Origin of the sequence: Acinetobacter pittii, from assembly GCF_022449185.1 — a bacterium.
GTDB lineage: Bacteria > Pseudomonadota > Gammaproteobacteria > Pseudomonadales > Moraxellaceae > Acinetobacter > Acinetobacter pittii_I.
The window spans coordinates 761,586-775,040 of the sequence record NZ_JAKUKO010000001.1 but is presented as its reverse complement, the minus strand read 5'-3'; the positions used below and the strand labels follow the sequence as shown (position 1 = coordinate 775,040).

General features: G+C 38.9%; 11 protein-coding genes. 4 read left to right on the top strand and 7 right to left on the bottom strand.

The genetic code is table 11. The features are described 5' to 3' along the window. Positions 1–4: 4 nt before the first annotated feature. The 3 genes from clpS to argC form a co-directional block, all read right to left on the bottom strand. The gene (gene clpS / locus MKX14_RS03660) at positions 5–418 is read right to left on the bottom strand and encodes an ATP-dependent Clp protease adapter ClpS (protein WP_002121129.1); all 414 of its coding nucleotides are present in this window, start codon (positions 416–418) and stop codon (positions 5–7) included. Between the two features lie 9 nt (positions 419–427). After that, complete coding sequence (locus MKX14_RS03655) at positions 428–1,186, bottom strand: DUF6776 family protein (protein WP_240281778.1); 759 nt, start codon at positions 1,184–1,186, stop codon at positions 428–430. A gap of 75 nt (positions 1,187–1,261) precedes the next feature. Next, on the bottom strand, positions 1,262–2,317 hold the full coding sequence (gene argC / locus MKX14_RS03650; RefSeq protein WP_240282011.1) for an N-acetyl-gamma-glutamyl-phosphate reductase: 1,056 nt from the start codon (positions 2,315–2,317) through the stop codon (positions 1,262–1,264). 184 nt (positions 2,318–2,501) lie between these two features. Between argC and MKX14_RS03645 the strand changes: the two genes are divergently transcribed. Then, a complete protein-coding gene (locus MKX14_RS03645; RefSeq protein ID WP_240281777.1) occupies positions 2,502–4,022 on the top strand; it encodes a hypothetical protein in 1,521 nt (506 codons plus the stop codon). On the opposite strand, the gene MKX14_RS03640 is transcribed toward MKX14_RS03645, so the two are convergent. Then, entirely contained in the window at positions 4,019–4,699 is a 681-nt protein-coding gene (locus MKX14_RS03640; RefSeq protein ID WP_240281776.1) for a SprT family zinc-dependent metalloprotease, read from the bottom strand. The genes MKX14_RS03645 and MKX14_RS03640 overlap by 4 nt on opposite strands. Beyond that, positions 4,699–5,370, bottom strand: a complete 672-nt coding sequence (gene rpiA / locus MKX14_RS03635; protein WP_002046900.1) for a ribose-5-phosphate isomerase RpiA — start codon at positions 5,368–5,370, stop codon at positions 4,699–4,701. The genes MKX14_RS03640 and rpiA overlap by 1 nt, the downstream gene beginning before the upstream one ends. 101 nt (positions 5,371–5,471) lie before the next feature. Between rpiA and ilvA the strand changes: the two genes are divergently transcribed. The 3 genes from ilvA (at position 5,472) to ntpJ (ending at position 9,170) form a co-directional block, all read left to right on the top strand. Then, positions 5,472–7,019 carry a threonine ammonia-lyase, biosynthetic gene (gene ilvA / locus MKX14_RS03630; protein WP_170814121.1) on the top strand — a complete coding sequence of 516 codons (1,548 nt, stop codon included), beginning with the start codon at positions 5,472–5,474 and terminating at the stop codon, positions 7,017–7,019. Positions 7,020–7,163: 144 nt separating this feature from the next. After that, on the top strand, positions 7,164–7,814 hold the full coding sequence (gene trkA / locus MKX14_RS03625; protein ID WP_240281775.1) for a potassium channel family protein: 651 nt from the start codon (positions 7,164–7,166) through the stop codon (positions 7,812–7,814). Between the two features lie 18 nt (positions 7,815–7,832). After that, positions 7,833–9,170: a TrkH family potassium uptake protein gene (gene ntpJ / locus MKX14_RS03620; protein ID WP_133480715.1), complete on the top strand. Its 1,338-nt coding sequence runs from the start codon at positions 7,833–7,835 to the stop codon at positions 9,168–9,170. 37 nt (positions 9,171–9,207) lie between these two features. Here the strand turns inward: ntpJ and pldA are convergent, their stop codons facing one another. Further along, positions 9,208–10,359, bottom strand: a complete 1,152-nt coding sequence (gene pldA, locus MKX14_RS03615; protein ID WP_046812753.1) for a phospholipase A — start codon at positions 10,357–10,359, stop codon at positions 9,208–9,210. Between the two features lie 20 nt (positions 10,360–10,379). Beyond that, positions 10,380–13,319, bottom strand: a complete 2,940-nt coding sequence (locus tag MKX14_RS03610) for an insulinase family protein (RefSeq protein WP_240281774.1) — start codon at positions 13,317–13,319, stop codon at positions 10,380–10,382. Between the last annotated feature and the right edge of the window lie 136 nt (positions 13,320–13,455).

The following is a 13,455-nucleotide window of genomic DNA, read 5'->3' as shown; positions in this document are numbered from 1 at the left end:
CCCCTTATGCTTTAGGCTCAATCTGGCAAAGTAATGGATGACCTTGCGATCGAGCGTAATTATTAACAAGGTTTGCCTTAGTTTCCGCGATGTCTCTTGGATAGACTCCGGCAATACCTTTACCTTCATAGTGTACTGTTAGCATTACTTGAGTTGCTTGGTCAAGATTCATTGCAAAGTATTGTTGTAAAATTTCAATTACAAAGTCCATTGGAGTGTAATCGTCATTCATTAATACGACTGCATATAATGGGGGACGCTTGAGTTCAGGAGGAGCTGTTTGTACAACAACTTCACCATCATGATCTTCGTTTTGCGAATCACTTAAGCGTGGGTGGAAGTGCCAATCGACATAGCCAGACTGCTGGAAAGAAGCCTTGATATCTTTTAAGTTTGTTTGACGCTTATTTGTTCGCATAGGATGTTACTATTGTGAATTTGCTTCAGCTTGAGGAATTTCTGCCACGAAAGCAGAAGATGTTTCGACAGGTTTACCACGCTGCCAACTAAAACGTTTAATGACAGGTGTATCAGAGCTACCTGTTAAACGCACTTCAATAAATTGAGGCGTGAAACCTTTAGGCATTGTCCAACGACCTGTTAAACGCTCAAAGTCAGTAAAGTTAAAGTTCTTCGCTTCAACCGGCACGACTAAAACTTCACTATCTTTGATCAATCTGATTTCAACCGATCCCAAAGCACGACGCTTACTTGGACTAACTTGGACTAAATCTAACTGATATTCATAAGCATTTTCAGGCAAGGGCTTAATTGCCAGATTTTGAATCGTTAAGCTTAAACCACCGCGCTGTCTCAAAATCTCACGATAGATATTACTCATACCCTCTTGCTGAGTCTTCTCGGCGTTTGCTTGATTAAGCGCTTCAAACAGATCATTTGCATTTGTCACAGCCACATCACGCTCTTGCACTGCTGCATTAAGGCTTTTGTTAACTGCGTCTAAAGCTGTTTTTTGCTTTTGCACCACTTCAACCAATTGCTCCGCATCTGCATCGTAACCAACAACAGTTAAACCTTGACGGTGTCCAATTGTATAGCCGAGCGCAAAACAACCACTCATTAAAATGGTAGCACCAATAAACAAAGGCTTGTTGGTGTTTAAAAATTTTTTCTTTTGCAACGAACTTTCTGCTGAAGTCGTCTGTCCAGAGTTTTGCATCGTCATCTCAGTGTTCAAGATCAGAGTCAAGACACACATTTAAATCGAAATTTAAATGTGTGTGAAGCAAAAAAGAGTTTTTTATGGTAATAAACCAATCCCTTGTAAGCCTTCATCTTCATTAAAGCCAAACATAAGGTTCATATTTTGTACAGCCTGACCAGATGCACCTTTTACAAGGTTATCTTGAGCCGCCAAAATAATCAGTTTATTTGGTTGTGGTTTGTATAATGCAATACGAAGTTCATTCGCACCACGTACACTACGTGTTTCAGGTGAACTATTTGCAGGCATAACATCTACGAATTTCTCATTAGCATAGAAGTTTTCATACAAAGCTTGTAAGTCTGTCTGCTTACCAGCTTCTGTCAAGTCTACATAAATTGTGCTCAGCATACCGCGAATCATAGGTACTAGATGCGGAACAAATAAGAGTCCATCAAATCCACCCTTTTGTCCTGCAATATTTTCTAAGGCTTCTACAATTTCTGGATGGTGACGATGACCTGCAACACCATATGCTTTAAAGTTATCAGCGTTTTCACTATAAATCATGCCCAAGCTTGCTTTACGCCCAGCACCAGAAACACCAGACTTGGCATCAATAATAATATTTTTGGTTTCAATCAATGCTTGTGCTGATTTTAATAGTGGCGCTAAACCTAATTGAACAGTCGTCGGATAGCAACCAGGGTTACCGATAACTTGAGCTTGTTTAATTTTTTCGCGGTTTAACTCAGTTAGACCATATACAGAATCTTTTAGTACATCTGGACAAGCATGCTCCATGCCATACCATTTTTCAAATTGTTTAAGATCTTGTAAGCGAAAGTCCGCGGCTAAATCAATGACTTTAGTTCCAGCTACAATTAAATCTTTGGCATGCTGCATGGCAACACCATGTGGCGTTGCAAAAAATACAACATCACACTCTTTTAATGCATCAATGTTTAAATCTGAAAATTGAAGATCTGTATGTCCACGTAAATTAGGGAACATATCTGCAACTGGTTTGCCCGCTTCTGTACGTGAAGTAAGAACTCGAACCTGCGCTTTAGGATGTCGTAATAAAATACGTAATAGTTCAACGCCTGTATAACCCGTTCCACCAACAATTCCGACAGAAATCACGTGCATTACCTCAATTTTTGAATCTATACTTGGGCAGTAGTATGACAGGATGTCCAAGCTTACAAAACCATTTCATGCTTGGTAATTTTAATTTTTTTAATTTTAGCGACAATCAGATAGCACTTACTGGACTGTCATAACCACATAAATATCAGCAAATAAATACCAGATTAATTTTTGGAGAGCTAGGATGCTTCATCAATCAAAAGAAACAAAATTACGCACATACCTTGGCTTGAGCACATTCATTTTAAGTGTAGCCCTTATTGGTTGCGGAGGTGGAGGTAGTAGTGGAGGCAGTTCACCCACTACACCAACACCCGTTGACCCTACACCTGAAGCAACAACTGAGGTCACTTTAAAAACGCCTGTAGAAATGCGTAATATCCAGCTTAAAGTATATGACAACACCAATAATGCTATTTTAGTGGATACTCCAATTGCGAGTTTAAACAGCTTTAATGTCAAAATTCCTACCGCAAAATTGAATCGTTTATATCGCGTAGAAATTACAACTCAAAGCTCATCTCAAGTGTTTGACCCAATTACTCCGCAATACCAAAATTTGTCAGGTATTTATCATGCATTTATTACACCAAACAGTGTAAGTGGCAGAATCCAATTCATTAGCCCAAGCAGCGAAGCAGTTTATCAACGAGCTGTCATACGTTCGGGACAACTCCCTCAAGAAACGGTTGACCCAACCCGTATTGAGCAATTACATGTGGATTTAGCTTCTCAAGATGTCTACAAATCGTTAATGAATGCGTTTAAGGATGGTGACATTCCAAGTTTAAGTCCAGCTAATTCCCTTCTGAATTTAACTTTGTTGCGATACTCAACTACTAAACCTAGTACATATGTAGATAGTTATCTTAGCTTTGGTTACTTACAATATTGGTCAACGATTCATGGCGGAGCAAACACCTACCAAGAACTTGTTAAAAGTTTAGCAACTGATTTAAAAGATGGCTTTTTGGATGGGAAAAAACTTCATGGGGATCAAACATCCTTCACTCCTATTTTCACACCTGCTCCAGATAATATTGATCCACTAAAAAATACGCTGTTAGATATTGCAGCTAATCAAAAAGTAACGCGCGATTACTTTGGAACCAACCTAAAAGCATCTACTTTGCAATTGGCTCAGGCTAATTCACAACAGTCTTTAGATCAGACGGGTTATGAACTTCTACAAAAAAAACAATATACAGGAATTGTTCCTACTGTAAATTCAACAACATTCATTCGTATTGACGGTGCTGGAGATTACCGTAGAGCTGTTGGGTTTACCACCACAGCGACGTGTAATGGATCAAGCTATCCATGCAAACAAGGCTTAACTAGCATCAACCTATCAGATCCAAACCTACCAGCTACAGACTATTTAGTGGGCCACTATGAAGACACCTCAACGGGATGTCAGCTTAATTTTCGTGCGAACGGTCAAATCGACTTAAGTAAAGGTTCACAAATTTATCGTGCTGCTTTAAGTGCTGATAGTACCGATAATTTATTGCAAACAGATGCTGCCAGCTCAAGTTATTTACTCAATTCAAGTTCAGCCGAACCAAATAACTCGACGCAACAATACAACTTTATCCAATTATCTATTGAAGCAAATAAGATTATTAGTGCTACAGCAGGTTTAGATAGCCGGAAAGCACCCGATAGCTTACAAACACCGCAACTAGAATGTGCCTTTAATTAAGCTGAAACATACCACCATGCAGGCAATGGATTTGATTTAAGTTGTCTGCGGTGTTTTTGAAAATATGGATCGTATTTTTCAACTTCTGCCCAAAATGCAGGACTATGGTCAAAATGTTTAGTATGCGCCAACTCATGAATAGCCACATAGCGAGCAATTTCGTGTCGCATCAACACCAATCCTGCATGCAACATTATATTATGCTGACTACTACAACTTCCCCACCGAGTTTTCGGACGGCGAATTGTGCATTCCCTATAAGCCAAATGAGTATGCTCACTTAATTCTTTCAAAAGCTCTGGTAATTCTTGTTTTGCATAAGCAATAACTGCGCTTTGCAATGCCAAATATGGCTGTGTGTCTTTAATAAATAAAGAATTGTTTTCCCAGTCGAATTGAAAAACACGATGCTGCTTTTGAACAATCACTTGAAATGGCTGTTCTTTATTAAAGAAATAAATTTCTGAAGGAATATCAATGGATGCCGATTGAACGTTTTGTTGCTTATTCCACGTTTCGGTTAACCATTGTTCAGATTGCGCTAAAAAATGCTGAATTTGCTTCTTACTACAAAATAAAGGAACCGTAAGACGGATTGAAGCAGGCTCAACACGTAAGCGCAATTTTCTTGCTCTTACGTGTCGAACGATTTTAATCTCTGGCATTTTTGCAGACATTACTGTGCTGTACGCTCTTCAATACCATTATTTGTTGCAACAATAGCAATTGTTGCTGGATTTAAGGCGAAGATACCGTTAGTTACCACACCAGGAATATTGTTAATTGTTTTTTCCAGCTCAATAGCATTTAAGATATTAAGATTGAAAACATCCAAAATAACATTACCGTTATCTGTAACTACACCTTCACGATAAACCGGATCACCACCTAAACTTACCAATTTACGAGCTACAGCCGAACGCGCCATTGGAATAACTTCTACTGGTAATGGAAAATCACGTCCAAGTTGATCAACCCATTTTGAATCATCAACAATACACACAAATTTCTTAGCGATTGATGCAACGATTTTCTCACGTGTTAATGCAGCACCACCACCTTTAATCATATGCATATGGCGATCAATCTCATCTGCACCATCAACATAAGCATCTAGGCTACCTACATGGTTCATATCAACCACTTCAATACCAAGTTTTTTAAGACGATCAGCAGTTGCTTGAGAACTTGCCACAGCTGCTTCTAATTGTAATTCAGGGAGTAAATCAATTAGAAAGTTTACGGTACTTCCAGTCCCAACACCCAAAATGCCACCTTTGGGTAAGTGTTTTAAAGCAGCTTTCGCAGCAGCTTGTTTCTTTTCATCTTGGGTTGCATATAGGCTCATTACATCACTCAACTATTTTTTGACATTTATGCGCCAATAAACGGCGCAAATGCACAAGGGTTTGCTACAATAATTTCCTATTTTAAACTGTTATAGGGAAGATGAACATGCTGTCTCGTGTGGTACGACAAATTTTACAAGCAACGGTTTATGATGTTGCAATTGAAACACCTCTCGAAGCAGCTCCACGAATTAGTCAAAAATTAAATAATACAATTCGTTTTAAGCGCGAAGATTTACAGCCTGTTTTTTCTTTTAAATTACGCGGTGCCTATAACCGTATTAGTCAATTACCTAAAGAACAACTTGAACGCGGGGTGATTTGTGCCTCTGCTGGCAATCATGCTCAAGGCGTAGCGTTGTCAGGTCAAAGACTAGGAATTCCCGCTATTATTGTTATGCCAAGTACAACACCTGATATTAAAGTTCAAGCGGTTAAACGCTTAGGTGGTCAAGTCGTATTACATGGCGATAGCTTTGATATCGCAAATAAATATGCTCAACAACGTGCAGAAGTTGAAGGTCTTGTATTTATTCCACCTTATGACGATGAACTTGTCATTGCAGGTCAAGGCACAATTGCCAATGAAATTTTACGTCAATGGCGTGATGTAGAATACGTGTTTGTTGCTGTAGGTGGTGGTGGCCTTATCTCAGGCGTAGCTGCTTACCTTGGTGAAGTTGCACCGCACGTAAAAGTTATTGGCGTTGAATATGAAGAGTCTGCTTGTTTAAAAGCAGCTTTAGAAGCAAATGAACGTGTCATTTTGCCACATGTAGGCCTATTTGCAGATGGTACAGCTGTTGCACAAATTGGTGCTTTACCATTTGATATTATTCGTTTGCGCAAATCTGATAATTCAGGACCGATTGTTGATCCTGATATTGTCACTGTGAATACAGATGAAATCTGTGCAGCAATTAAAGACACATTTGATGAAAACCGCAGCATTGTTGAACCTTCTGGAGCAATGGCTTTAGCGGGTATCAAAAAATATATTCACGAGCATAAAATCAGTAATAAAAATATGGTGTCGATTGTTTGCGGCGCCAATATGAATTTTGACCGCCTACGCTATATTGCCGAACGCACCGAGTTAGGTGAGCAACGTGAAGCGATTTATGCAGTTACCTTATCTGAAGAAAAAGGCGCATTCTTAGGCTTCTGTCGTGCTTTACAAGGTCGCAATATCACTGAGTTTAACTACCGCGCAAACAATACAGACGAAGCGCAAGTATTCGTCGGTATTAGTTTAAAAGGTGGAGATGCAGAACGTCATGAAATTTTAGAGCAGCTTAAACAGCAAAACTATGTAGTTGATGACCTTTCTGACGATGAAGTTGCAAAATTACATATTCGTTATTTAATTGGCGGTCACGCAAATCTAGATGATGAAAGATTGTTCCGTGTTGAATTCCCTGAACGTCCGGGTGCGCTCTTAACCTTCTTAACTCGTTTAGGTCCAACCCACAACATTACCCTCTTCCATTACCGTAACCATGGTGCGGCAGAAGGACGTGTGTTAGTGGGCTTACAAGCAACTGATGCGAAACAAAACCCTGATGGATTGATTGAAACACTCGAGCAGATTAATTATCCGTATGCAGAAATTACTGATAACGTCGGCTATAAACGTTTCTTAAAATAATCTTTAGTTTTGATAAAAAGCCGACATAGTTGTCGGCTTTTTTATACAATTCTTTTTATATTTCTGGCATCTTTACATTGCTTCTCTTTATCTTAAAGAAAATATCCTTAAAAATAATGATCTAACTCGGAAAAAAGGACCAACATGGCACAGTTCGCAGTCATTGGCTTAGGTAGTTTTGGAGCAACGGTAGCTCAAGAACTCACAAAATTAAATCATGATGTTATTGGCATTGATACGGTAAAAAAGAATGTCGAAAATCTTGCTGACGTTTTAACTCATGCCGTCATTGCTGACGCTACCGATGAACATGTGCTTGACGAATTGAATATTCAAAATTGTGATGCGGTCGTTGTTGCAATTGGTGAAGATATTGAAGCCAGTATTTTGTGTGTGCTGAACTTAAAAAATCTCGGCATTGATAAAATTTGGGTGAAAGCAAAAACCAAAGCTCATCACACCATTTTGTCACACCTCAATATCAATAAAATTATTCACCCTGAAGAAGATATGGGGGTGAGAGTTGCTCAAGCTCTGAATTACCCAATGGTAAGTCGCTATATGTCTTTAGAAGATGACCATTACATTATAAAAATTGAGATCCCAGATAAACTTAATGGCATCAATTTATATGGCATTATGCAGCAAGCGCCTCAAGTCAAAACATTGCTCGTGAAAAGACAGCAACAGATTTTGTTTGAGACTGAAGAAAATTTCACTTTGCAAACACATGATATTCTTATTTTAGAAGGTCACCTACCTCAGTTAAAGAAACTTTCTAACTGCTTCATATAAGAAAACGAACTCAAGAATATGTCTATATATCCCAAGCCCCATAAAACGTTAAATTTAAGCCCGCCTTCACTTTTAGCGTTAGGGTTTTTAGGCTTTATTACTTTTGGCACTTTATTGCTTAAATTGCCATTTGCACACACTGGTAATGTTAGCTGGATGGATGCGCTTTTTACAGCCACCTCAGCGGTTACAATTACTGGCCTATCCGTTTTAAATATTCATGAGTCTTTTACTCTCTTTGGGCAAACTATCATTCTATTGCTGATCCAGTCTGGCGGTTTGGGATTTATGACTTTTGCAATATTAGCCGCATTAAGCTTGTCCCCCAAAGTTGGTCTTAAACAGCAAATGATGGCTCAAGATAGTCTTGGGCAAACGAGCCTATCTAAAGTTACCTTTGTTGCTAAAGGAGTGGTTGCCTATACTCTTATTTTTGAGCTAATTGGTACAGTTATTCTTACCGCCGCTTTTACCCCAACATACGGGTTTGCACGTGGTTTATATTATGCAGTTTTTTACAGCATTTCCTCATTCAATAATGCGGGTTTTTCACTATTTTCCAATAGTTTAATGAATTTTCAAAGTAACTATATTATTTGTATAACTATTAGCATCCTTTATACCCTGGGTGGTCTTGGCTTTTTAGTACTCATGGACATTAAGCAAAATAAAAGATGGAAAAAACTAACACCAAATAGCAAGCTTATTCTGATAACCATTGCAATTATTAACTTAGTTGCCTTTATTTTAATCTGGGCTTTAGAAGCTCAAAATCCGGCAACGTTAGGGATGTTAAACTCAGGTGAACAAGCACTAAATGCTTGGTTTCAAGCAACAGTTCCACGGTCCTCAGGGTTTAATACTATTGATACAGGTGCAATGACCAACAGTAGCTCACTACTGATGATGTTACTAATGTTTATTGGTGGTGGTTCACTGAGTACAGCGGGTGGAATCAAAGTTGGAACCTTTGTCATCTTAGTGCTGAGTGTAATTTCATTTTTACGCCGTACAGATGAAATTAGAATATTTAATCATTCTGTTTCTCATGAAACAACCTATAAAGCATTAGCGGTAACTGCTATTACGAGTATACTAATTTTTATGGGCTTCTTTATTCTTTTGCTTTTAGAGCCTAAAGCAGATTTTATGAATTTGCTTTTTGAGGTTGTTTCGGCCGCATGTACAGTGGGTCTTTCTCGTGGAATCACGCCAGATTTACATAATGGTAGTTTATTCATTTTAAGCCTACTCATGTTTGCTGGACGACTTGGACCATTAACACTCGCCTACTTAATTGCCACTCCTAAAAAGAGTCGACTCAAACACCCTCAAGCCAACATTCAAATCGGATAATAAAAAAGCCGCTTTAAAAGCGGCTTTTTATAGAGTCTTAATACCAATTCAAGAGCGATACACCCAGACCGGCATAAGTTGCTCGATGGTTATAATCAATTAGGCTTTCACCATAACCATTAAACAACTGGAAATGTCCGCGTAACTTGCCACTGATTGGAAAAGCCCAATCAAATTGCACAGCACCATGAGAGTCATCACCACCTTTCAACGAATGACGCAGCATGAGAGAGAAGTCATTCTGCTTCCACTTATAAAACGCTGTTAAATCACCACGACCAACGTAATCTTCAATATCTGGGTTATTATCGTCTTTACTATCTTCTTCAAGACGAATCCATGGACGAAGCATTAAAGCAAAGTTACCACGCTCTAATCCAACATTAAAGATGACACGGTTCCAGCTACGAGATAATGGATCTGAACGACCATTTGACTGATGATTTAAGGTAACCCCGAGCAAACGCCCATCTAAACCAAGCAACTCGTAGTTCGTTCTAAACATTAAACTTGCTTCTGGCTCATAGTTCGTTTCACGGAATGGGCGAGATTCTTCAGCATTGAACGTCTGCCAACGTGAAGATTGAGTATAACCCACCCATAAATCACCATTATTTCCAAAAATATTTTCCCAAGCTTTGGTTTTCAAAGAAAGCTGAAACTTACTTTCGGTCGATTTCAAATTTTGAGCTGTATTTTCTACATTGTTTGGATTTGGACTAGTAGGTAATTCATTCTTGTCACTGGTCCAAAATACAGGTAGTAAATAGACTGGCTGATAAGCACGAATATTCCAAACACCGAGTTTACTTTTTTCAGATAACTCCCAACGTTGATCTAGCAAAGAAGTAGTAGGTTCAAGTGTAGGCGCTTTACCAATCACTTTAATATTACTAACCGTATCTACCACCTTCTCTTTAAATGTTTCTGGTTGAACAGCGGGCTGATCGATTTTTTTAACAGGCTCAGGTACTACCGCGGCTTGCACAACAGGTAGAGCTGCTGGTTTAAATACAGAGTCGTAACAAGCCAGACGATCGGCATTCGAAGCAAGAGCAACACATGCATCAACTGTGGCAGGGTTTGCTGGAGCTAAGGTATCAGCATATGTTACAGACGCACATAAACAGCTAAGCACGATTCCCATGCTTAGCTGTAAAGATGTGCGTTCAAATTGTTTGAACGCCATGTTCAATCTCCATTTTTATTTTAATTAACTTGTTGAATGGTAAAACCTAATTGCTGCAATTCATCACGTTTAGCAAATGGCGCAACTACAGCTTTTACAGGAGTTTGCTCTACTAAATATTGACGAGCAACACGTTTTAAATCATCCAATGTTACATGCAACAATCTTTCACGCAAAGTACGGCGGAAAGCTGGTGTTCTCGCATGCAACAATGCATAACATGCTGTAATCGCTTCACCTGCTGGAGAGCCTGGTTTATCCATACTTGCCACTAAACCAAGAATTGCTTCTTCAAGCTGATGAGGTTGTTGCTCTGTATTTAATAACCATTGCACGCTTGCTTCAAAGTCTTTAAACGTCTCTGCTAAACGTGGGTCACGATAGCTAAAGAAACGGAATGAGCATGCATTTCCATCATAACTAGCACCGCCGCCATAAGCACCACCTTTTTCACGGATAGCACTGTGCAAGAATCCGTTACGTAAATAAGCTGCCAATACCATTAATGGAGCTGCATCTGGATGCGATACTTCTACGGCTTGATATGCAGAAGCACAGAATTGAACATTGGCCTGAATTAACCATGCTTCATGATTATTATCATTAGCTTGTTCTACTTGAGTTAACTCGGTTGTAGCTGTATCAACATTCAACTTATCCCAAACATTCTGGATTTCTTCAACCAAACGTTCAGATTGATGTTCTTCACACACAAGTAAGAACTGTTTAGGTGCTTGCAACAACTTACTATGAATACGTTTTAATTCTGCAATCAGCTCATCGTAAGCGACATCATCTTGGGTAATTTTAGTAACAAGCTCACCCAACCAGTTCAATGCACCTAAACCCGTGTTTTGATAGTCACGTTGAGCCAGGGCACTCATGTTACGAGAAGCAATCTGCATCGCATAGCTGTGACCTGATCCAGAAAGACGAGATTGCCAACGTGTTTTTCGTTGTTGCAGTAATTCGATAATTCGTTCTTTCTCATCAAATCGAAGCTGTTCAAATGCTAATTTTAATAAATGAATTGCATCAAATTTCTGAGTCAACGATTTAGTCGTTAAAGTCAACCAAGCACTAATTTTATCTTTATCGTCAACTTTACTACGTAAAGAAGCGCCCATTCCTAAACCACCACTTACAGCGGTTTGCAAGTTTTGTAGTTCAAGATAGCCATATTCGCCTGCACCTACTTCACCCATCAAAATAGAAAGCAAATTGAAGTAAGGTGACTTCACAATATCTTCAGGGATCTGGATAAGTACTTGTTGATAGTAAATGCCGTTAGTACCCGCATGGTACAAGTTCAACGGCATATCCATACGATTACAAATAATTTCGCGTAACTGACCTTGTACAATATGCAAGTCAGCAGGTACATCTTCCAAACCTACTTTTGGCAATAACTCAAGATTATCAGGAGTGTCCTGACGTTCCTCTAGGGCCTTAGTTTTAGCAATGATTTCAGCCTTATCAGCATCTGTTAGCTTTTCACCAATAGCCGCTAAACGAGCTTTTTCCGCTTCTTGCTCTTTTACAGACTTGGTTGGGTCTGGAACTAAAGTCATCTGTACGCGATGAGGGTTGTCGAGCAAATGTGTTTGAATCAGATTTGATAGCCACATTGGGTCTTTCAACTCTTCTTTAACCTGTGCAATTGCGCTGTCGACATCCCAAATTTGAATTGGATCATTATGGTGAATCGCACCACTTAAACCATTTAAGATTAGACTTAAACCATATGGTGTACCATCACCATTAATTTCACGTTGATGTAACTCGATTTGATGCAAAATTGCATCGACTAAATTACTATCAATTGGTTTTGCAGCAACCTCACGCAGAATATTTAAAACACCCTCTCTAAAGCTTTGTGCATGTTCTGGGTTTGAACCTTGAACACCACAGTAGAAAGTCATTTCAAAATTACTATCGTCTACGCCCATTAATGGACCTGTTGATTGAGCATAACCACAAGTTTCTAAGTAATGACGAAGTGGCGAAGCCGAATTTTCTAATAAAATCCCTTCGACTAAACGCATTCCTAAACGCAATTTAATGTCATTTGCTTCTGGTAATAACCAAGATAGAACATGATAAGTTTTATCTTTTAAATCATCACTATCAACACCGTAGTTCTCTGTTACTTCAATTGGTGCAGCTAAACGTTTTTCAGGCTTAGAGTATAAAGTTGTTCCCGCAGAAAACTTGTGTAGAGCTAGTTTTTCAAACTGCTCTTGTAGTTCATATGCTGTCTGATTACCAAAGGTCATGAATACAGCATTGCTTGGGTGGTAATGTACTTTATAAAAATCGACTAACTGCTCATACGTTAAATCAGGAATATCTTTCGGGTCACCACCTGAGTTGTAATGATAGGTGGTTTCAGGGAATAAATGATGGGCCAACTGATGATAAAGTTGATCAGACGGCGCACTCATTGCACCTTTCATTTCATTAAAAACAACACCTTTATATACAGGTTGACCATTTTCCAGTTCAATACGAATACCTTCTTGAGCAAAATCAAGTGGATTCAAATTTGCAGCAAATGCCGCATCAAGATAAACAGAAAGTAAGTTTTGGAAATCTTTTTTGTTTTGAGTAGCGAATGGATAAGCAGTCCAATCTGCTGCTGTAAACGCGTTCATAAAAGTATTTAAAGAACGACGAATCATTAAAAAGAATGGATCACGTACCGGAAACTTTTCAGATCCACACAAAGCCGTATGTTCTAAAATGTGTGCCGTGCCTTTAGAGTCCATAGGCTGGGTTCTAAAAGCAACAAGAAATACATTTTCATCATAATCAGTTGCCAAGTGATAATGCACCGCACCTGTGACTTTATGCTTATATTCAGACACTAAAATATCTAATGCTTCTACATGGTGCTGACGTAGCAACTGAAACGCAGGGTGAACAGTTTGAGAAATGGTTTCAGTGACATCTACAGTCATGTGATCTCCTAACATATCGGATAAGTGAATAAGTCTCATTATAGCCTGAGTCAGCTTAAGATTGACGAACAAAAGCCAAGTAAAATACTATGTTTTTGTTGAGTATTAGTTTTCATTGGCACAGCTTTGATATCAA

Excerpts from the sequence above, each read along its gene's own strand:
- MKX14_RS03645 (WP_240281777.1), top strand. The coding sequence starts at position 2,502 with ATGCTTCATCAATCAAAAGAAACAAAATTACGCACATACCTTGGCTTG.
- MKX14_RS03655 (WP_240281778.1), bottom strand. The coding sequence starts at position 1,186 with ATGACGATGCAAAACTCTGGACAGACGACTTCAGCAGAAAGTTCGTTG.
- rpiA (WP_002046900.1), bottom strand. The coding sequence starts at position 5,370 with ATGAGCCTATATGCAACCCAAGATGAAAAGAAACAAGCTGCTGCGAAA.
- MKX14_RS03640 (WP_240281776.1), bottom strand. The coding sequence starts at position 4,699 with ATGTCTGCAAAAATGCCAGAGATTAAAATCGTTCGACACGTAAGAGCA.
- argC (WP_240282011.1), bottom strand. The coding sequence starts at position 2,317 with ATGCACGTGATTTCTGTCGGAATTGTTGGTGGAACGGGTTATACAGGC.
- MKX14_RS03610 (WP_240281774.1), bottom strand. The coding sequence starts at position 13,319 with ATGACTGTAGATGTCACTGAAACCATTTCTCAAACTGTTCACCCTGCG.
- ilvA (WP_170814121.1), top strand. The coding sequence starts at position 5,472 with ATGAACATGCTGTCTCGTGTGGTACGACAAATTTTACAAGCAACGGTT.
- trkA (WP_240281775.1), top strand. The coding sequence starts at position 7,164 with ATGGCACAGTTCGCAGTCATTGGCTTAGGTAGTTTTGGAGCAACGGTA.
- clpS (WP_002121129.1), bottom strand. The coding sequence starts at position 418 with ATGCGAACAAATAAGCGTCAAACAAACTTAAAAGATATCAAGGCTTCT.
- ntpJ (WP_133480715.1), top strand. The coding sequence starts at position 7,833 with ATGTCTATATATCCCAAGCCCCATAAAACGTTAAATTTAAGCCCGCCT.
- pldA (WP_046812753.1), bottom strand. The coding sequence starts at position 10,359 with ATGGCGTTCAAACAATTTGAACGCACATCTTTACAGCTAAGCATGGGA.